Annotated in this window: 18 protein-coding genes and 1 pseudogene; 7 read left to right on the plus strand and 12 right to left on the minus strand. The window is 70.5% G+C overall.

The window, feature by feature from the left end; translation table 11 throughout:
* Positions 1-944: 944 nt before the first annotated feature.
* The gene (locus tag AB0H86_RS26835; RefSeq protein ID WP_362443794.1) at positions 945-1,595 is read left to right on the plus strand and encodes a hypothetical protein; all 651 of its coding nucleotides are present in this window, start codon (positions 945-947) and stop codon (positions 1,593-1,595) included.
* Between the two features lie 45 nt (positions 1,596-1,640).
* Here AB0H86_RS26835 and AB0H86_RS26840 read toward each other — a convergent pair whose 3' ends face one another.
* Positions 1,641-2,390, minus strand: coding sequence for an SDR family oxidoreductase (locus AB0H86_RS26840; protein WP_362443796.1), 750 nt, complete (start codon positions 2,388-2,390; stop codon positions 1,641-1,643).
* Between the two features lie 13 nt (positions 2,391-2,403).
* A complete protein-coding gene (locus AB0H86_RS26845) occupies positions 2,404-3,156 on the minus strand; it encodes an SDR family oxidoreductase (protein ID WP_362443799.1) in 753 nt (250 codons plus the stop codon).
* A 118-nt stretch (positions 3,157-3,274) separates the two neighbouring features.
* Here AB0H86_RS26845 and AB0H86_RS26850 point away from each other — a divergent pair, with 118 nt between their 5' ends.
* On the plus strand, positions 3,275-3,874 hold the full coding sequence (locus AB0H86_RS26850) for a TetR/AcrR family transcriptional regulator (protein WP_362443802.1): 600 nt from the start codon (positions 3,275-3,277) through the stop codon (positions 3,872-3,874).
* A gap of 7 nt (positions 3,875-3,881) precedes the next feature.
* Here AB0H86_RS26850 and AB0H86_RS26855 read toward each other — a convergent pair whose 3' ends face one another.
* The 3 genes and pseudogenes from AB0H86_RS26855 to AB0H86_RS26865 all read right to left on the minus strand — a co-directional run bounded on the left by AB0H86_RS26855 (position 3,882) and on the right by AB0H86_RS26865 (position 6,338).
* Entirely contained in the window at positions 3,882-4,349 is a 468-nt protein-coding gene (locus AB0H86_RS26855) for a VOC family protein (RefSeq protein WP_362443805.1), read from the minus strand.
* 255 nt (positions 4,350-4,604) lie between these two features.
* A complete protein-coding gene (locus tag AB0H86_RS26860) occupies positions 4,605-5,750 on the minus strand; it encodes an endonuclease/exonuclease/phosphatase family protein (protein WP_362443807.1) in 1,146 nt (381 codons plus the stop codon).
* Positions 5,747-6,338 (minus strand): annotated as a pseudogene (locus AB0H86_RS26865) (D-alanyl-D-alanine carboxypeptidase family protein). Before AB0H86_RS26865 ends, AB0H86_RS26860 begins: the two are co-directional and overlap by 4 nt.
* A 103-nt stretch (positions 6,339-6,441) precedes the next feature.
* Here AB0H86_RS26865 and AB0H86_RS26870 point away from each other — a divergent pair.
* The 4 genes from AB0H86_RS26870 (at position 6,442) to AB0H86_RS26885 (ending at position 9,103) form a co-directional block, all read left to right on the plus strand.
* Positions 6,442-7,137, plus strand: a complete 696-nt coding sequence (locus tag AB0H86_RS26870) for a response regulator transcription factor (RefSeq protein WP_362443810.1) — start codon at positions 6,442-6,444, stop codon at positions 7,135-7,137.
* A gap of 10 nt (positions 7,138-7,147) precedes the next feature.
* Positions 7,148-8,239 (plus strand): HAMP domain-containing sensor histidine kinase, encoded by a 1,092-nt coding sequence (locus AB0H86_RS26875; RefSeq protein ID WP_362443813.1) that lies wholly within the window; start codon positions 7,148-7,150, stop codon positions 8,237-8,239.
* Between the two features lie 142 nt (positions 8,240-8,381).
* Positions 8,382-8,873: a DUF2975 domain-containing protein gene (locus AB0H86_RS26880; RefSeq protein ID WP_362443816.1), complete on the plus strand. Its 492-nt coding sequence runs from the start codon at positions 8,382-8,384 to the stop codon at positions 8,871-8,873.
* Positions 8,873-9,103 (plus strand): helix-turn-helix transcriptional regulator, encoded by a 231-nt coding sequence (locus AB0H86_RS26885; RefSeq protein ID WP_362443819.1) that lies wholly within the window; start codon positions 8,873-8,875, stop codon positions 9,101-9,103. The genes AB0H86_RS26880 and AB0H86_RS26885 overlap by 1 nt, the downstream gene beginning before the upstream one ends.
* 95 nt (positions 9,104-9,198) lie before the next feature.
* Here the strand turns inward: AB0H86_RS26885 and AB0H86_RS26890 are convergent, their stop codons facing one another.
* Positions 9,199-9,783 (minus strand): TetR/AcrR family transcriptional regulator, encoded by a 585-nt coding sequence (locus tag AB0H86_RS26890; protein ID WP_362443822.1) that lies wholly within the window; start codon positions 9,781-9,783, stop codon positions 9,199-9,201.
* Positions 9,784-9,920: 137 nt separating this feature from the next.
* Between AB0H86_RS26890 and AB0H86_RS26895 the strand changes: the two genes are divergently transcribed.
* Entirely contained in the window at positions 9,921-10,796 is an 876-nt protein-coding gene (locus tag AB0H86_RS26895) for a methyltransferase domain-containing protein (protein ID WP_362443825.1), read from the plus strand.
* Positions 10,797-10,936: 140 nt separating this feature from the next.
* Here the strand turns inward: AB0H86_RS26895 and AB0H86_RS26900 are convergent, their stop codons facing one another.
* The 6 genes from AB0H86_RS26900 to AB0H86_RS26925 are packed head-to-tail and all read right to left on the minus strand — an operon-like array spanning position 10,937 to position 18,788.
* On the minus strand, positions 10,937-11,608 hold the full coding sequence (locus tag AB0H86_RS26900) for a TetR family transcriptional regulator C-terminal domain-containing protein (protein ID WP_362443828.1): 672 nt from the start codon (positions 11,606-11,608) through the stop codon (positions 10,937-10,939).
* The gene (locus AB0H86_RS26905; protein ID WP_362443831.1) at positions 11,605-13,611 is read right to left on the minus strand and encodes a CocE/NonD family hydrolase; all 2,007 of its coding nucleotides are present in this window, start codon (positions 13,609-13,611) and stop codon (positions 11,605-11,607) included. Before AB0H86_RS26905 ends, AB0H86_RS26900 begins: the two co-directional genes overlap by 4 nt.
* On the minus strand, positions 13,608-15,365 hold the full coding sequence (locus tag AB0H86_RS26910; RefSeq protein WP_362443834.1) for an ABC transporter ATP-binding protein: 1,758 nt from the start codon (positions 15,363-15,365) through the stop codon (positions 13,608-13,610). The genes AB0H86_RS26905 and AB0H86_RS26910 overlap by 4 nt, the downstream gene beginning before the upstream one ends.
* Positions 15,365-16,249, minus strand: a complete 885-nt coding sequence (locus tag AB0H86_RS26915) for an ABC transporter permease (protein WP_362443836.1) — start codon at positions 16,247-16,249, stop codon at positions 15,365-15,367. The genes AB0H86_RS26910 and AB0H86_RS26915 overlap by 1 nt, the downstream gene beginning before the upstream one ends.
* Complete coding sequence (locus tag AB0H86_RS26920; protein WP_362443839.1) at positions 16,246-17,202, minus strand: ABC transporter permease; 957 nt, start codon at positions 17,200-17,202, stop codon at positions 16,246-16,248. The genes AB0H86_RS26915 and AB0H86_RS26920 overlap by 4 nt, the downstream gene beginning before the upstream one ends.
* A gap of 2 nt (positions 17,203-17,204) precedes the next feature.
* Complete coding sequence (locus tag AB0H86_RS26925) at positions 17,205-18,788, minus strand: ABC transporter substrate-binding protein (RefSeq protein ID WP_362443842.1); 1,584 nt, start codon at positions 18,786-18,788, stop codon at positions 17,205-17,207.
* Positions 18,789-19,554 lie beyond the last annotated feature (766 nt).

Consider the following 19,554-nt stretch of genomic DNA (forward strand, 5'->3'; position numbering starts at 1 on the left):
GCCAATGACGCGATAGGCAAAGCCCCGAGCACATTGCTTCTCCGCCGCACGTCCGGCGAGATTTGGTCCTGCCCCCACACCGGACTTCTGCGAGAGAGAAAGGGCGGAGCATGTCGGAACGCCGTGCGGTCGTGATCGGCGCGAGTATCGCCGGGCTGCTGGCCACCCGGGTGCTCGCGGCCTCCTTCGACCGGGTCGTACTCGTCGAACGTGACGACATCTCAGGCACCGGCCAGCGCAGGGGCGCTCCCCAGGGCAGGCATCTGCACGGGCTGATGGAGCGCGGCCGGCAGATCATGGAGGAGCTCTACCCGGGGCTGACCGAGCAGCTCGCGGCGGCGGGCGCGCCCACCACCGAGGTGCTGCGCGAGTCGCGCTGGTACCTCTCAGGGCTGCGCGTCCACCCGATGTCCACCGGGCTGACCACGCTGCTCGCCGGCAGGCAGGCCCCTGCTGGAGAACGCGATCCGCGAACGCACCGTCGCCCTGCCGGGCGTCGAGCTGCTCACCGGCCGCGCGGCGACCGGCCTGCTGGCGGACGATCCGGCCGAAGCCCGCCGGATCACCGGCGTACGCCTTTGCGCCGAGCGCGCCGAGCGCGCCGAGCGCGCCGAGCGCGCCGAGACGGCCGCCGACGGGGGCGAGGCGCTCCACGCCGACCTGGTCGTGGACGCGACGGTACGCGCCTCCCGGGCCCCCGACTGGCTGGCCGAGCTCGGCCACCAGCGGCCCGCGGAGGAGCGCGTCGACGTCGACCTCGGTTACGCCTCCCGCACCTAGCGCCGCCGCCCGGACCACCTCGACGGTGACCTCGCGGTCGTTGTCTCCACCATGCCCGGCCGGCGCGGCGGCGGTGCGATCACCCTGGAGGGCGACCGCTGGCACGTCACCCTCGCCGGGATGCTCGGCGACCACCCGCCCACCGACCCGGCCGGGTTCGAGGCGTGGCCGCCACGCTCCCGGTCGGCGACGTCCACGGCATCGTCCGGGACGCCGAGCCGCTGGACGACCCGGTGCCGCACCGCTTCCGCGGCTCGCTACGCCGCAGATACGACCGTATCCTCGCCCCACCGGCCGGCTTCCTACACCGAAAAGAGCTGCTGCGCTGCTTCAACGACACGGCGTTGCCCCTGGAGGTCCGCGTCGCGGCTGCTCTCGTTCGCCTCTACGCCCTCCCCGTGACCCGCATCGTCGAACTCACCGACGACCACCTTCGCCACGACCAGAGACATACCTACCTGACGGTCAACCACCACCCCTTCGTGCTCCCGCCGAAGCTCGCCCGCCTCATTGACGATCAGCTCCAGCACAGCCCCCGACACAGCAACCCGGCCGGGTGCAGATACCTCTTGCCCGGTCACAGCCCTGGACGCCCGCGCAACCCCCTCGGCCTCGCCGACACCCTGAGACACCACGGTCTGCCCGCCCGCGCAGCACGGAACACCGCCATGATGGAAGCTCTGGTGGACCTGCCGCCCATGGTCATCGCCGACCTGCTCGGCATCCACCCCAAGACAGCCGAACGCTGGGCCACCCTCGCCGGCGGGAACTGGTCCGACTACTTGGCTGCGCGACGGGCCGCCCCGCGGGGCTAGGCAGTGTGCCCGGCGGATCACTCGAACCGGGGCTGTTCAGGCTGCTCAATACGCCAGCTCCCCGATCCCCCCATCAACCCGCAGCACCGTGCCCGCGGTGTAAGCGGACTCATCCGAGGCGAGGTACACGGCCGCCTTCGCCAGCTCCGTGGCGGTACCCAGGCGGTGGAGGGGTACGGTCTGCCGGAGTTCCTCATAGAGGGCGGCCTGGCGTTCGGGGCCGAGGGAGGCGAACGCGTTGGTGACGGTCGGCCCCGGGCTCAGCCCGTTGACGCGGATGCCCCGGTCCTTCAGCTCGTAGGTCAGACCGCGCGTGTAGGAGAGCAGCCCCGCCTTGGCCGCGCCGTAGACCGTCGCGTTCTCGTGTCCTATGTACGCGGAGACCGAACCGACGAGGATAACCGAGGACTGCTGCGAGAAGAGTGGCAGCAGGTCCCTGATCAGGAAGAACGGCGACTTGAGATTGGTCGCGACGAGCCTGTCGAACGCTTCCTCGGTCCATGCGTCGAGTGGTAGGTGGGTGACGTCGGCGGCGTTGCTCATCAGGATGTCGAGCTTCGGCCACTCCGCCCGCAGCCGTGCCGCGAGTGCTGCCTGGCCTGGTACGTCGCCGGCGTCGCTGGCGATGGTCAGCAGCGGGCCTTCCAGTTGGCGGGCTGCCTCGTCCAGCCTTTCCCGGGAGCGGCCGGTGATGGCGACGGTCGCGCCTTCGGCGAGGAACTGGCGGGCCGTTTCCAGGCCGATGCCGCTCGTTCCTCCGGTGATCAGTGCGTGCTTCCCTGCAAGACGATTCACTGTTCTGATCTCCTCAGATCGCGGTCCGGCCGCCATCGGCGGCCACGATCGCTCCGGTTACGTAGCTGGCGCGGTCACCGGCCAGGAAGGCGACCACCTGGGCCACTTCGGCCGGGTCCGACGTGCGCTTGAGCGCGGTGGTCAGACCCATGCCGCCCATGTCCGGGCCCATCGCCGCGACCACCTTGGAAGTGCGCATCGGTCCTGGGGCCACGGCGTTGACCCGCACGTTCGACTCGGCGAACTCCGCCGCCCAGGTACGGGTCAGCGATTCGAGCGCCGCCTTGGTGGCGCCGTAGACGGCCATGCCCGGCATGCCGAGGCCGGCCGCGGTGGAGCTGATGTTGACGATGCTGCCGCCGCCGCCCGCCGCCATCTTCTCCGCGAACAGCGCGGTGAGCAGGAACGGCGCGCGCACGTTTACGGCGAAGGCGGCGTCGTAGTTCGCGAGGTCCTGCCCGAGGGTCGGGGCGAACGTCATCACACTCGCGTTGTTGATCAGGATGTCGACGGTTCCGGCGCTGTCGGCCAGTTGCCGCACAGCCGCGGGGTCGGACAGGTCGGCGACGACGAACCGCACGGTTCCGGCCAAGGAGCCGCCACCGGCCGCGCGTATGTCCGCCACCACCTGGGCACCGCGCTCGGCGTCGCTGCCGGTGAGGATCAGATCGGCCCCGCCCGCGGCCAGCACCTCGGCCGTCGCGTGCCCCAGCCCGCCGATGGCGCCGGACCCGGTGACGAGTGCCGTCTTGCCTGCGAATTCCATTTCTTCGCCCTTCACGCCGGCCGTTGGCCGAGCGACTTCTGTGCATCTGTTCAAGAAGTAACGCAGCAGAAGTTACGACTTCTTGAACGCTGAGTCAAGAAGTCGTAGTCTTGGTCGCGTGGCACGAACCGGACGCCCCCGCGAGTTCGACAAGGAACAGACGCTGGCGCGCGCACTCGAACTGTTCTGGTCCCGGGGATACGGGGCGACGTCGGTCCAGGACCTGGTCGACGCGTTGGCCGTCGAGCGCGGCAGCCTCTATGGAGCGTTCGGTGACAAGCGCCGCTTCTACCTGGATGCCGTCAGGCTCTACTGGGAGGTGTACGAGCGGCACCTGACCACCGCGCTCGACACCGCCCCGCTCCTGCCGGCCCTGCGCGAGATCCTGACCCACCCGGCGCGGCTGGACGAACTGATCTCCGACGTGGGCGTGCCGCAGGGCTGCCTGGTTGGCAACACCACTGCCGAACTCGTCCCCCAGGACAGTGAGGCCACGGAGGTCGTGACCCGCTCGTACCGCCGCTTCACCGAGATCGTCACCGACGCGCTCCGCCGTGCCCAGACCGCCGGCGAGGTCACGGCCAACTCCTCCCCCGAGGCCCAGGCACAGCTCCTGCTCTACATCGTCCAGGGCCTGTCGCTCGTATCGAGGGCGGGTCTCGATCAGAGCGCGGCGCTGGCTGCGATCGACACGGCGGTGGACGGGCTGCGGGCGTGACCAGTCCCTATATCCAGCGGCTGCCTAGGTCTGTCGCGGACAGGCAGAATCCGTTGTCCTCGGGGTCGGTCAGCACGACATTGTCCGTATGTCTGGCCTGAACGGTCGCGCCCAACGCGGTCAGCCGCCGGATCTCGGCCTCCGAGTCCGCGGTGAGCAGGTCCAAGTGCACACGGTTGCGTGGAGCCCTCAGCACTCGCGTCAGACCGCGTCCCGTGTGCGGCGGCGGCCTCGTAGTCGATGGTGTTGATCCGCCCCGAGGAAACCCCGAGGCCAACAGCAAGGCGCACGTAGTCCCCTCCGTGCAAGTCGAGGAACACCGCCGGCGTCCCGACGGCCCCCCCTGAAACCGGCTTCGACGCCTTCGCCGAAGTGGACGACGGCCCCAACCTGGACCCGCAGCGGGTCCTGGTGCCGGGGCGAGGCGATGGCGATCACGTGCACGCCGGCGCGGCAACCCGGCGAGCCACCGCACACGGCGTCTTCGCGCGGACAGTGCCCGTTGCGGCGAGAGCTGTACGCCTTGTCACCGCTGACGTAACCAAGTCGGCCAAGTGCGGGGCTACTCGCCCTGCGCGGCCGAATACTGCAACTCTCGAATACCGACACTCCACCAATGCGTCGGTGAGGACGTCCGCCCAGTTGGGCTCGGCAGGTATGTCGTGGATCACCGGCGTGTTGACGACAAGTGGCATATGCGGCAGGTGGAGCGCCAGCCTTTGTGCGGTGTTCACCAGCTGATTCCGGCCGCCACCGGCAGGTGGTCACTGCCCGTGGCCGGCAGCGACCACGAGCTCTCCGGCTTCACGCCGCGGACCAGGATCTGGTCGATCCGCACCACTGGAAACTTTGCCGGCCAGCTGAAGCCGAAGCCGTTCCCGGCCGCGTCCTGGGCCGAGCGCAGCTGCGAGGTAATGTCGGCGAACGCGCGGTCGTCCATGGCGCCGTTCAGGTCCCCGAGCAGCACCACCCGCTCATTCTGCTCGGCGGCGATGGCCTTGCCGAGCGCCTGCGCGTTTCTGTCCCGCGAGTCCGTCCAAAAGCCCGCCCTGAGGTTCACTCGTGCGGACCCCAGGTGGGCCACATACACCGCCAACGGCCCGTGGTCCGTGGCCACCGTGGTGCGCAGCGCGCGGTTGTAGGCCATCTTGACGTCGACCGGCTTGGTGTCCGCCAGCGGCCCGTAGTCCGTCGCGATGTCGACCGGCCGGGTGTCCGACAGCGGCAGCTTGCTCCACAGCCCCACCGTGCCCTGGACCGTGTGGTACGGATACGCCTTCGCCAACTCCTTCTCGTACATGCCCCTGGCCTGCTGGGCCAGCTCCTCCAGTGCCAGCACATCCGCACCGGAGGCGGCCAGGTCGTGGGCGGTGCCGACCGGGTCGGGGTTGTCGGCGCCGACGTTGTGGCTGGCCACGGTGAGGTCGCTGCCCGGGTGGGACTTGTCGATGAGCAGCCCGCCGAAGAGGTTCAGCCACACCGTGACCGGCAGCAGCAGCGCGGCCACCGCGGAGGCGGAGCGGCGCCAGAGCGCCCCGGCCAGCAGCACCGGGATGAACAGGCCGAACCACGGCAGGAAGGTCTCCACCAGGCTGCCGAGGTTCGTGGTCCGGTTCGGGATCTTCGCGTGCAGCAGCATGAGCAGGCCGAGCAGCAGCGCCAGCGCCGCGAGCACCAGGCCGCGCTTCCAGGGCCCGGGCCGGGAGCCGACGCGGATCGCCCGGCGGATGCTCGCGCTCCAGCTCCGGGCGCCGGTGTCCCGGCGGATGCCCGCGGGCTGGGTATCGGCGCCGGTGTCCTGGCGGCCGGCGCCGGCCTGTCCGGTCTCCGCTGTGTCGACCTGCGCCATCGTCTGGCCTCGCTCGCTGCTGGTCACTGCTGCATCCTCGGGTCATGGGTGGGGTCGGCATACGTACGCGGGCAGCGACGATCGGTCGCATGGGTGCGCAGTTCGTAGTGCCAGGGTTCGTTGCGGTAGATCTGGCACAGCCCGTACTCGGCAACGTGGTTGGGCAGCCACGCCGTCGCATCGGAGTGCTCGATGTCGACTGCGTCCCCCGACACGTGAGGAGACGTCGCCGCGCTGGCCACCCATCGGGCGGCCGCATGTTCGGATCCGTACGTGGAGACTGCCTGGCGAAGAAGCTGATTCTGGTACGCCGGGGAACGCCGGCTGCTGGTGACGTAGAACTCGACTCCGCCGCCGGCGGCAGCCGTTGCAGCCTGGCGGAGGGCCTTGAGCAGACCTGGATCGAGCTTGGCCACAGCCGGAATCGCGTCATCGAAGACCGTCACGCCGTCGGGGACGTAATGCGGCCGAGGAGGACGAGGACTTCGCCACCTGGTGGCCGAGGGCTGCGGTGATCACTGCCGGGACGACCAGCAGGCCGACGACGACGAGGAGCCGGCGAATCCGGCGGGTCGGTGTTCGTGCCGATGCCGGCGGGTCGGTGCTCGTGACAATGGTGGGGTTCGAGTCATACCGCCAGTCAAGGCAGCGCGGTGTTGCCGGCACGTATCTGGTTTTCGATATGCCGGCGATATGCGTCGGCTCGTAGCCTCGGAGCATGCGTGTGCTGATCGTCGAGGACGAGCCCTATCTGGCAGAAGCCATCCGCGATGGCCTACGGCTGGAAGCGATCGCGGCCGATATCGCCGGTGACGGTGACACCGCTCTGGAAGTGCTGAGCATCAACGCCTACGACGTCGCCGTCCTCGACCGCGACGTCCCCGGACCGTCCGGTGACGAGATCGCCAAACGCATCGTCGACTCCGGCAGCGGCATGCCGATCCTCATGCTCACCGCGGCCGACCGTCTCGACGACAAGGTCTCCGGGTTCGAACTCGGCGCCGACGACTACCTGACGAAGCCGTTCGAGCTCCGGGAGCTTGTGCTCAGGCTCAGAGCACTCGACCGCAGGCGCGCCCACAACAGGCCACCCGTGCGAGAGATCGCAGGCCTGCGTCTGGATCCGTTCCGCCGCGAGGTCTACCGGGACTGCCGCTACGTCGCGCTGACCAGGAAGCAGTTCGCCGTGCTCGAAGTCCTCGTCGCCGCCGATGGCGGTGTCGTCAGCGCCGAGGAACTCCTGGAACGGGCGTGGGATGAGAACGCCGACCCGTTCACCAACGCCGTGCGCATCACCGTCTCGGCACTGCGCAAACGCCTCGGCGAACCCTGGATCATCGCCACCGTGCCAGGCGTCGGCTACCGCATCGACACGCGACCAGAGGCCGGACACGAGAGAGGCCGGCGTGGATAGGGCGCCCGGGTTGAGCGTTCGCCTCAAACTCACCCTCAGCTACGCCGGGTTCCTCATGCTTGCGGGTACCTTGCTGCTCGCCGCCGTGTGGGTGTTCCTCCTGCAATACGTACCCGACGATTGGGACCGTCGACTTCTCCACGAGAATCCCAACCGCCAACTCCTCCTGCGCACCTTCGCCCCAGCGGCAGTCGCGGCAATGGCGTTCCTGCTGGGATTCGGTCTCCTGGGGGGATGGATCCTCGCCGGCCGCATGCTCGCCCCGCTGACTCGGATCACGGACGCCACCCGCATGGCCACGAACGGATCATTGTCCCACCGAATCCGGATACCAGGCCGCAAAGATGAGTTCCGCGAACTCGCCGACGCCTTCGACACGATGCTCGCACGGCTGGAAGCACACGTCGCCGAACAGCAGAGATTCGCAGCCAACGCCTCTCACGAGTTGCGCACCCCGCTGGCGATCTCGAAGACGCTTCTCGACGTGGCCCGCACCGATCCGAACCACCACGCCGGCGAAGTCATCGACCGCCTCCACGCCGTCAACACCCGAGCGATCAACCTCACTGAAGCACTGCTCCTGCTCAGCCACGCCAACCAGAGGTCTTTCACCCGGGAACCTGTCGACCTGTCCCTTCTCGTAGAAGACGCCACCGAAACACTTCTGCCCCTCGCGGAAAAGCACGGCGTCACCATCGAGACCTCCGGCGACATCACTCCCACGTTCGGATCGCAGGCGCTCCTGCTGCAGCTGACCACTAACCTCGTGCACAACGCGATCGTCCACAACCTGCCTGAACAGGGCACCGTATGGGTCAATACCGACGTCTGCCCCAAGACTGTGGTGCTCACTGTCGAGAACACCGGCGAGCAGCTCACTCCGGAGCTGGCCTCGACACTCACCGAACCATTCCAGCGCGGCACCGAGCGCATACACGCCGACCACGCAGGCGTCGGGCTCGGCCTGGCAATCGTCAAGACCATCACCCACGCGCACGACGGAGAACTCACCCTCACCCCGCGCTCTGCCGGCGGGATCCGCATCACTGTGGAACTACCCGCGACAGCCCCGCACGCCGACAGGCGAGCCGACCCAGGCTGATCTACGAAGAGCCCGATCGGCGCAGGGTCGGAACACCCCAAGGCGGTTCGTTTAATCGCCATGCCCTGGGGGGCATCCCAGCTCTTGTCCAGCCTATCGAATTTCGATAGATTCCCATCGTAACTCGATGGAAGGATGGGTCGTGGGAAAGCTGACAGTGCGTGCGCTGCGCGCCGTGCTCGTGGTGGTGCTCGCCGGCACGGTGTTCGTGCAGGCGTTGATGGTGTGGGCGTTGGTCAGCGGGAGTGACCCGGAGGACGGGTCGCTCCCGCTGACCCCGCTGCGCGTGATCACGATCCTGGGCATGGTGTCGGTCCAGGTCGCCCTGGTCTGCGTATGGCGGCTGGTGACGATGGTGCGACGCGGAACCGTGTTCTCCCACGCCGCCTTCCGGTACGTGGACGGCGTGATCGGCGCGTTCGTGGCGGCTGCCCTCGTGTGGTTCGCGGTGACGGTCATCAATGCGCCGGGCCAGCGGGAGGACCCGGGCGTCACCGTCATCATGGGCGGGGTTGGCGTGGCCATCCTGGGGGTCGCGCTCATCGTGCTCGTGCTGCGGATGCTGCTCGTCCAGGCCGTCGCGCGCGACGTCGAAGCGGCGCAGATGCAGGCAGAGTTGGACGAGGTGATCTGATGCCGATCGCCGTCGACATCGACGTGATGCTGGCCCGGCGGAAGATGTCCGTGGGCGAGCTCGCGGACCGCGTAGGGATCACGCCCGCCAACCTCGCGGTACTCAAGAACGGCCGCGCCAAGGCGGTGCGCTTCGCGACGCTCGCCGCGCTCTGCGAGGTGCTCAGGTGCCAGCCGGGCGACCTGCTGCGCTGGGAGGCCGAGGAGGCCGAGGACGCCGCGGGCGGATGACGTGCCCCAGGGCGGGAGTGAAGACGCCTGGCACCACCGGCCCGTGACACGACACGTGTCCGCCGTGGCTCCGATGAGGACCGGCCCGGCAGTCCTCAGCCGCCCACCATCGTGGCCACCAGGCGCGTCATGGGGGGCCGTGGGTCAGGTGTGCCCGGCCAGCTGGTCATCAGGAGGTGGTGGGCGGTGCCGACGATGGCAAGGGCCGCAATGCTCGGGTCGACGGTCTCCGCCACCCGGCCGAGCCTCTGTTCGGCCGCCAGATAGAGGGCGATGGCCTCCTCGATCACGGTGAGGCCGGGCGCCCCGCCTTCCAGGGCCTCACGGATTCGCCGCGTGGTGGCCGGTCGGCTCATCGCCAGGCCCGAGAGAGCCGGGCCGGCGGAGTCGAACAGCGCGAGGGTGACGGCGTCGAGGTTCCCCGCCACCGTGCCATGCCCGGCGAGCCGCGACAGCGCCTGCGCCTTCGCCGCCGTCCGCGCGAACCGGTCAAGGCAGAGCTCGGCCACGAACTCGTCGAGCCCCGCGAAGTGCGCGTGCAACAGTCCCTTTGCGCAGCCCGCCTCGGTGGTGACGGCCCGGCTGGTGAGCGCGCCGGGCCCGTCCCTCTCCACGACGCGCTCGGCCGCCGCGAACAGCCGCTCGCGTACGTCCGGCGTCGCCACTCCGCGCGGTGACATGGGCCTCTCTTCCGTTCTGCCTGTGTCGCCCTCAAGGGGCACAACTCCGTTGATGGTAGCGGGGATTGCCAGTTTGGGCATGCGCCCATACTGTTTGGGCGCATGCCCATTATCCGTTGCTCACCACAGGAGGCCCCGTGCCGGACGTTGTCAACACCGAGCAGGCACAGGCATGGAACGGCCCAGAAGGCTCCCACTGGGCCCGCAACCAGGACCGCTGGAACGCCGTGAACGAGGGCTTCGACGAGCCACTGCTCGATGCCGCCGGGATCACAGGGGGCCACCGAGTCCTCGACCTTGGCTGCGGCTCAGGGCAGACCACGCGCCTCGCCGCGCTCAGAGTGCCCCGCGGCAACGCGCTCGGCCTCGATCTGTCCGGCCCGATGCTGGCCGAGGCGCGGGCCCGCGCGGAGCGGGAGGGCGTCACGAACGCCTCCTTCGTGCAAGGCGACACCCAGGTGTACCCCTTCGAGGAGGGCTCGTTCGACGCGGCGGTCAGCCGCTTCGGGGTGATGTTCTTCGCCGACCCGGAAGCGGCCTTCGGCAACGTCGGCCGGGCACTGCGGCCCGGCGGGCACCTGGCGTTCGTCTGCCCGGCCGATGCCACCCTCAACGGCTGGGTTGCGGCGATGGCGTCGCTGCGCGACTTCCTGCCTGTCGGCGACTTCGGGCGGCCGGGGCTGCCCGGCATGTTCTCCCTGGCCGCCCCGGACCGCATCCGCGAAGTGCTCGCCGCGGCCGGATTCACCGGCATCAGCATCAACCAGGCGCAGGTGTACGGGACATGGGGACACGGAGCCGAGGACGCGGCGGCGTTCCTGCTGGGCACCGGCCCCGGCCGCCACCTGATGGAACAGGCCGACGCGGCCACGCGATCCCGCGCCCGCCGCACCCTGACGGACCATCTGCGCGCCCAGGAGGCAGCGGACGGCACAGTCCGGCTGCTCAGCACGTCGTGGCTGGTCACGGCGGACCGCCCGACCGACCTACAGGACAGGCCCCAGGTGTGCTGACCGGACAGGTTGGTGACGCGGCTGGCTGTGATGCCGCCGGTGTGCCGGTCCTTCGGCGGTCGCTGGGGAGGGCCGCCGGTCGAGCTCGTCGTCCGCGCCTCGAGCGCACGGCCTCGACCGCACCGCCACGGCCGCGGGCGTCATCTTGCGGGTGGTCGCGGAACGAGTTCCCGCTGGATGAACTGGTTGAGGTGGTGCCGTGCTTCTTGTGTGGTCAGCGGAGGTGCCTGGCGTAGTCGTTGCAGGGCGAGGCCGTCGGCGAGGGCGGCGAAGCGGGCTGTGAAGCCGTCGAGGTCGTCGCAGCTGAACTCGCCGTCGGCCTGGCCTCGTTCGGCGAGGGCGTGGATCTGCCTGTGCCAGGCCGTGTACCGGTCGGCCTGTCCTCGTGTGAAGGCTGCGTCGGTGCCCTGCTCGCCGGCGTGCCAGTATTCGAACCACATCCGCCAGTGGCGGTCGGTGTCGTCGGTGAACAGTGCGTCGATGAGCAGTCTGAGTGCCTCGGCGCCGCTGGTCGCGTGTTCGGCGGCTTCGCTGAGCGCCGTGTAGTAGCGCTCGATGTGCAGCACCATGGCCTCGGAGAGGATCTCCTGCACGCTGTCGAAGTGGTAGGTGACGGTGCCGACGGACACTCCGGCGGCCGCTGCCACGTCGCGCACGCCGACCGAGGTGTAGCCGCGTTCCGCGATCAGTGGGACGGCCGCGTCGATGATGAGGCGTCGGCGTACCTCGGTGGGCTGCCGGGTCCGGTCGCGGGCGGCGACGGCCCGGCGGGGGCCTTTCGCGCCGGACCGCGGCTGCTCGGCGGCGGTCATCCCGAGGTCCTCGGGGTGGTGCGGTGCCATGCGCGCTCGGCCACTGTCTCTCCGTTCCCCCGCGCTTCGATACGGCTGTCCATGATGAACTCGGCGGCCGTGGCGCGCAGCTCTGTCCGCGTCATGATCTCAGCGTCCCAGTCGTCCCCGCGTCGCAGCCGGATGTGCCATTCGGAGACGGCACGCGCCGACAGCGGGTCGTCGGTGCGGATGGTGTAGGTCTCGCGGGCGCTCTCCTCGTAGCGCAGCCCGTCCGGGTACGTGCGGGAGCCCCCGTATCCGGGGTCGACGTCCAGGGTCCACTCGCCCTTGGCCACGTCGTGGGTGACCAGCCGCTCGGGGCGGGGGTGCGCGGGTGTGTCGTGGCTGATGGGCAGCGGCGGCGCCTGCTCCGGTTCCTCGAAGCGGACGCGGGCCTGGTCGGCGGCCTCGCGCACGGGCAGCAGGACGGCGCTGTCGGCCGGGACGACGTGCAGCGCCCCACGTTCGCCGTGCGGCCACACCCAGGGCCAGTACGTGTCGGAGACGGCGACGCGGATGCGGTGGCCGGGCGGGAAGGCGTAGCCGATGCCGTTGAGCTCCAACTCGACGTCCTCGTACGTCCCCGGAGTCCACTCGACGGCGTGTTCACGGCCCTGCCTGCTGAGCAGGTTGAGCACGCCCCGGGTGACGAGTGTGGACGAGCCGTCGGGAGCGACGTCGCACAGGCGGGCGATGACATGGGCCCGGGGGGTGGCGCTGTCGAGGCGGAGGCGGACGCGTGGGCGGCCGAGGATCTCGACGCGCCGGTCGAGGGGCGCGGAGTCGAAGCAGACCGAACGGCCGTCCTCCTCGCGCTGGTCGGGCGGCAGGTCGGCGGCGTTGCCGAACGGGAAGAAGCGGCCGGCGTCGAGGCCGGTGTGCTGCGGAGAGCGTACGAGGACCGGGTCACGGCCGGTGCCGAGCGGGCGGGTGTCCCATGTGACGTCCGGGCTGGGCCACTTGGTGTCGCTCACCCAGCGGCCGGGCAGCTCCTCGTGGGACGGGGCGGGCGGTACGGGGTCGCTCAGCCAGGCGCGCAGCAGCGGCTCCGTCATGACCCCGGTGTCGATGCCCTTGAGGTGCTGGTCCCACCAGCGCAGTGTCTCCTGCAGGAACCCGATGGCCGGGCCGGGCGGCAGTCCGCGGTCGGGGTACTGGTGCGACCAGGGGCCGATGATGCCCCGCACCTGTTCGGCGGGGAGGTGCTCCACGAGCCGCAGCACGGTGTCCCGGTACGGGTCGTTCCAGCCGCCGACCGCGAGCACGGCCGCGTCGATCGCGCCGTAGTCCTCGCAGACGCTGCCGTGCCGCCAGTAGTCGTCCCGCTGCTGGTGCTCCAGCCAGGTGTGCAGGAAGGGTTCGAGCGCGTCGAGGCGCTCGCGCCACAGGGGCAGCCAGCGGTTGGCGCCGACGTTCGCGGGGTCCGGCGGGCGCGCGGTGAAGGCGAGCATGGTGCCGGCCCACGCGAGCATGTCGATGCCGAGGACGGCACCGCCCGTGTAGTGGACGTCGTTGTCGTAGCGGTCGTCGGTGGAGCAGACGGTGACGATCGCCTTGAGCGGTTCGGGGGCCAGCGCGGCGATCTGGAGGGAGTTGAAGCCGCCCCAGGAGATGCCGAACATGCCGACCTTGCCGGTGCACCAGGGTTGTGCGGCAAGCCAGTTGACGACGTCGACGCCGTCGGCGAGTTCCTGGGCGTCGTACTCGTCGCCGGGTGTGCCCTCGCTGTCGCCGTGGCCGCGGATGTCGACCCGGACCGAGGCGTAGCCGTGACCGGCGTACCAGGGGTGGCGCTGGGCGTCGCGCGGGGCGGTCCAGTCGCTCTTGCGGTACGGCAGGTACTCGAGCAGTGCGGGCACGGGGGACGCGTCGGCGTCGGCCGGGCGCCAGATACGGGCGTGCAGGCGGGTCGTGCCGTCCCGGGTGGGGATCCACACGTCCTCGCGGACGACCTGGTGCTCGAACCGGTCGCGGTACTTCACGTAACTCCCTCGGCGATCGGAGCGGAGGGGGAGTCCGGGGTGTCCCGGGTGGTGTCGGCGGGCCGCCAGCGGCGCGTCCGGTGGCCGTCTGCGTGGTCGGTCCACACCTCGCCCTCCTGGGCGGCGTCGGTCCAGTCGGGGGCTGCCTCCACGGGAGGCTGTGCGTCGGGGTCGGGTTCGAGGGCGGCCGCCATCAGCTGGCGCGTGTAGGGGTGCCGGGGGTCCGAGAAGACGGCTTGGGTCGGGCCCTCCTCGACCACGACACCGTCGCGCAGGACGACGACGCGGTCCGCGATGCCGCGGACGACGGCCAGGTCGTGGCTGATGAACAGGCAGGCCAGGTCGCGTTCCCGGCGCAGGTCGTCGACCAGGTGCAGCACGTCGGCCTGGACGGAGACATCCAGCGCGGTGGTGATCTCGTCGGCGATGAGGACGTCCGGTTCGCCCGCCAGCGCCCGTGCGATGCCGATGCGCTGCCGCTGGCCGCCGGAGAGCTGGGCGGGCAGCCGGTCGGCGAGGTCCGGGTCCAGGCGTACGTCGGCGATGAGCCGCCGGGCGCGCTCGGCCGACTCGGCCCGGCCGCCGGCGGTGCCGAAGTACCGCAGCGGGCGCCGGATGGCGTCGCCGACCGAGCGCCGGGGGTTGAGCGAGGTGTCCGCGTTCTGGAAGACGAGCTGCACCCGCCGCCGCAGGGACATCGGCCGCCGCTGCGCGGGCCGGGCCAGGTCGCCCGACTCGTGGGTCATGGTGCCGCCGGACGGTGTGCGCAGCCCTGCCAGGGTCCAGGCCAGCGTGGACTTGCCGCTGCCGGACTCGCCGACGAGGGCGAGGACCTCACCGCGCCGGACCTCGAAGGAGACACCGTGCACGGCACGGGAGCTGCCGTAGTCGACGGTGACGTCACGGGCCGAGACGGCGACCGGCGCGTCCTCGGGCACGACGGCCCTGGGGCGGATCTCGCGCTCGCCGGTCTCCCGCACGAGAGCGAGACCGGCGTCGTCCAGCCGGGGCACGCTCGCCAACAGCCGCTTCGTGTACGGCTGTTCGGGCAGCGCGAACAACTGCCGGGTGGGCGCCGACTCCACCACGCGGCCCGACTTGAGCACACACACGTCGTCGGCCAGGTGTGCGACGACGCCCAGGTCGTGGCTCACCAGCACGGCGGCCAGGCCGAGTTCGTCGCGCAGGGCGGCGATCAGGTCCAGCACGCCCCGCTGGGTGACGACGTCAAGGCCGGTCGTCGGCTCGTCGAGGACCAGCACCTTGGGGCGGGCGGCGATGGCCATGGCGAGGGCGACGCGCTGCTGCTGGCCGCCGGACAGCTCGTGCGGATAGCGGCGGGCCAGCTCGGCGGGGCGCGGCAGCCGGACCTGGTCGAGCAGGTCGGTGACGGGGATGTCGCCGCCCGCCTCGGCGATCTGCCGGCCGACGCGCATGGAGGGGGTCAGTGCCTGGCCCGCGTTCTGGGCGACCATGGCGACCGTCCGGCCGCGCAGCCGCCGCAGCTCGGGTGCGGACAGGTCGAAGACGTCCCGGCCGTCCACTGTCACCGAACCGCCGGTGACGTGGGAGCCGTGCCGCAGATGCCCGAGCAGGGCCGCGGCGAGGGTCGACTTGCCGCTGCCGGACTCGCCGACCAGCGCCAGTGTCTGCCCCGCGGCGGCCTGAAGCGACACCTCGTGCACCACGGGTATCCGGCGAGCGCCGGAGCGGTAGGCCACGGACAGGGAGTTGACGCGGACGAGCGGGGTCATCACAAGCCCTCCCTGATCCGGTCGACGCCCCAGGCTTTGGAGAGGCCGTCGGCCGCGAGGTTGAGTCCGATCACGAGCGTGGCCAGGGCGATGATCGGCGCCACGCTCGCCATCGGCACGACGGTGATGGCGGTGCGGTTCTCGGCGACCATCAGGCCCCAGTCGGGCGTCGGCGGGTCGGCGCCGAAGCCGAGGAAGGACAGCGAGGAGATCAGCAGCACGACCCAGGAGGCACGCATCGCGAACTCGACGCACACCACGTCGACGATGTTCGGCAGGACCTCCCGCCGCAGGATCGGCCAGGTGCCTTCCCCGCGGGCCCGGGCGGCGGTCACGTAGTCGGCCGGCACCACCGCGAGGGCGGCCCCGCGCACGACCCGCACCACCTGCGGGACGAAGACGACGGCGACGGCGAGAACGATGACCGCAGGGCCGGTGCCGAGCGCGGTCACGACAACGAGCAGCGCCAGCACCGCCGGAATGGCCAGCACGGCGTCCAGCACCCGCCCGATCAGGTCGTCGAACCAGCCGCCGCGCAGGGCGGTCGCGCAGCCGATGACCGTGCCGAGGGCGACGCTCACCACGGTGGCGGCGACGGACACCCCGAGCGCGTACCGGCCGCCGTACAGGACGCGCGCGAGGACGTCGCGGCCGTACTGGTCGCTGCCCGCCCAGTGCGCCCCGCCCGGACCGAGCAAGGCCTGCGAGGCGTTGCCCGCGATCGGGTCGTAGGAGGTGAGCAGCGGGGCCAGCAGCGCGATCACGACGTGGACGGCGACGATCGCGAGCCCGACGACGGCCGTACGCGAGGAGCGCAGGGTGCGCCACGCACGGGCGGCGCGCGGGGCCGGGGCGTCGGCCCGGGCGGTGTCGAGCGTGGTCATCGGGTCCTCCCTCGGGTGCGGAGCCTGGGGTTGAGGGCCATGGCGCCGAGGTCGGCGGCGAGGTTGCACACGACGTAGACGACGGCGCTGATCATGGCGATGGCCTGGATGACGGGCAGGTCCCGGTTCTGCACCGAGGAGAGCATCAGCTTGCCGATGCCCGGATAGTTGAAGACGTTCTCCACGACGGCGACCCCGCCCAGCAGCCACGCCACATTGAGCGCGATCACGTGCAGGACCGGCAGCAGGGCGCTCGGCAGGGCGTGCCGGGTGACGACCCGCCAGGTGGACAGGCCCTTGAGGCGGGCGGTTGTGACGTACTCGCTCGCCATCACGTCGATCACCGAGGTGCGGGCCATGCGGACGATGTAGGCGGCCATCACCACCGCCAGGGCGAGGGCCGGGAGCCAGACGGCGGGCAGGAGCTGGCCCACCGTGGCGTCGGGGCCGTAGAGGACGACCGCGGGGAACCACGGCAGCGCGACCGAGAAGCACAGCACGAGGACGGTGGCCACGACGAACTCGGGGACGCTCATGCCGACGAGGCTGACCGTCGAGATGAGGTGGTCGGGCCAGCGGTCGCGGTAGAGCCCGGCGACGATGCCCAGCAGCAGCGAACCGGTCACCGCGAACAGGATCGTGATCAGGGCGATCAGCGCGGAGTTGCCCAGGTACTGGGCGACTTCACCGCCGACCGACTTCCCGGAGACGAGGGACGTGCCGAAGTCGCCGTGCAGGGCGCCCCGGATCCAGTCGGCATAGCGTTCCCAGGCGGGCCGGTCGAGGCCGAGACTGCCGCGCAGTTCGGCCACCGCCTGCGGGGTCGCGTCCTTGCCGAGGACCTGGGTGGCGACGTCGCCGGGCAGGGCCTGGACGGCGAGGAAGACCAGCAGCGAGGAGAGCAGCAGCGTGCCGAGCGCTGCCACGGTCCGGCGGGCGATGAAGGAGAGCATGGTCAGGCCCCCTTCAGGCCGATGCCGAGGTAGTCGAACTCGAAGCCGTGCTCGGCGTACCCGCGCACCTTGCGCGAGATGCCCACGAGCCGGTCGGCGAACATCGGGGTCATCGCGCCGCCCTTGTCGATCACCCAGGTCTGCGCCTGTCCGTACAGCTCACGGCGCCTGGTGTCGTCGGTCTCGGCACGCGCCCGGTCGAGCAGGGCGTCGAAGCCCTTGTCGGACCAGGCGGTCTCGTTGTACGAGGAGCCGCTGCGGAAGATCTGGTTGAAGAGCTGATCGACGGGCCGGCCGGTGTACCAGTAGGTGGCCATCAGCGGCTGCTTCATCCAGATCTGTGTGTAGTACGAGTCCGCCGACGCCGTCTTGACGCGGATCCGGATGCCCGCCCGCTTCGCCGACTCCTGGTAGGCGAGCGCCATGGGGGTGAACAGGGGGTCGTACGCGGAGGTGTAGAGGTCGACGGCCAGGTGCTCGTGGCCCGCCTTCTTCAGCAGGTACCGCGCCTGCTCGGGATCGTGTGCGGGGTGTGCGGGGATGTGCGCCGGGTCGTCCGGCGGGACCGGGTTGTCCCAGCCGGCCGTGCCCGCGCCCTGCAGTGCGGCCTTCACGACGTGTTCGGGGTCGTAGGCGAGCTTCATGGCCCGACGGACGCGGACGTCGGTGAAGGGCTTGTCGGTGGTGAGCATCGGCAGCACGTACCACTGGCCGTTCTTCACCCGGGCGATGGTGGCGCGGTCGGAGGCGGCCACGACGCGGGCGGTGGCGAAGTCCAGGTTGGTCTGCGACAGCAGGTCGACCTGCCCGGCGAGCAGGGCGCCCGAGCGGGCGGACATGTCCGCGACCGAGTAGAAGGCGATCGCGTCGAGCACGGGGCGGCCCGCCCAGTGGTCCTTGTACGCGGTGACGCGTCCGGGGCCGGCCGGTGCGAAGGACTCCAGCCTGAAGGGGCCGGTGCCGATGCCGGTGCGGCCGATCGACTTCCCGCTGCCCTCGGGGACGACGTAGCAGTTGTAGTGCGTGAGCAGGCTCGGGAACTCGGCGTTCGCGGTCTTCAGCGGCACCACGAGGGTGTGGGAGTCGGGCGTGCGCAGCCGCCCGGGGTCGACGAGCGGGGCGAGGACGCCGGCCTGCGGTGATGCCGTCGCCTTGTCGAGGATGTGACGCAGCGTGTAGGCGGCGTCGGCGGAGGTGAAGGCCCGGCCGTTGTGGAAGGTGACGCCCTTGCGGAGCCGGAAGGTCCAGGTGCGCGCGGTGCTGTCCGGTTCCCAGGACTCGGCGAGGTCGGGAGCCGGCCGGCCGTCCGGGCCGATGCGGACCAGCCGGTTGTAGAGGGCGCCCAGGTACTCGTAGGCGGACAGGGAGCTTGCCGGGTCGAGGGTCTCGGCGTCGGAGGCGGGCGGACGGGCGATCCGCAGGGTGCCGCCGCGGTCGGGCAGACCGGGCAGGGCGGCGGTCGGCAGGGCGGGGGCGGCGGTGGCGCCCGAACAGCCGGACAGCAGCCAGGACGCGCCGAGCGAGGCCGCACCGGCGGTGCCCGCGGCGAGCACCGAGCGGCGCCCCGGCTGGTGGATGTCGGACATGAACCGACCTTCCCTGTCGCTATTCGTTCACTGAACGATTGAGTGAAGTCCGTGAACGATAGCGAGCAGGCGGTTTCAGGCCAACCCTTTGGGCTGTGAAGAAGTCGACACATATACAACCTGCCGCCCCCGGCCGGAACGAGGACCGAGGGCCGACGCCGCTGCTCCGCCCGGCCGCCTCGCCCGCTCCGTACGCCTGACGCACGCTGGTCCTATGGGGGAGCGCCTTCCACTGCAGACCACTGCAGACCACCCGGCTTCAACGGGGTGTTTCCGGTGATCGCGCAACAGACTGGCGAATTTCATCCGCAGCGGGGGACAGCCGGCGCTGGGGCTTGAGCTCGTTGAAGACCGCGTGGAGGCGTTCGCCGTTGCGGACCCGGAAGAACCCTCGGCACCGAGGCCTGGAGCGTGTAGCGAATGTGCTGGTCACAGCGACTCGTTTGAGGGCCGCTACGAGGACGGTCTACTCGTAGCGGACCGCGAGTTGCTGTACCTCGTGGCCACGGCGCGGTGCCCTTTTCAGACGATTGATGCCGCACTCGACCGCGTGCCGAGTCTTGTAGTCCTGGAGTCGTTCCGACGCGACTTCGGGAGCCGCTGCAAGGCTCCCTTGCATGATCAACGTCGATGAGTTCGGGAGTCACGTGAGCCTTCGTCTCGGCCCAGTGTGACCCGGCGCTATCGCGGAAGGACAACGGCACAGACCGGTCCCCTGGGACAGATGGACCAGGGACCACCACCCACCTCGTCACTGAGAGTGGCG

Origin of the sequence: Streptomyces sp. NPDC050997, assembly GCF_040660135.1 — a bacterium.
Lineage (GTDB): Bacteria > Actinomycetota > Actinomycetes > Streptomycetales > Streptomycetaceae > Streptomyces.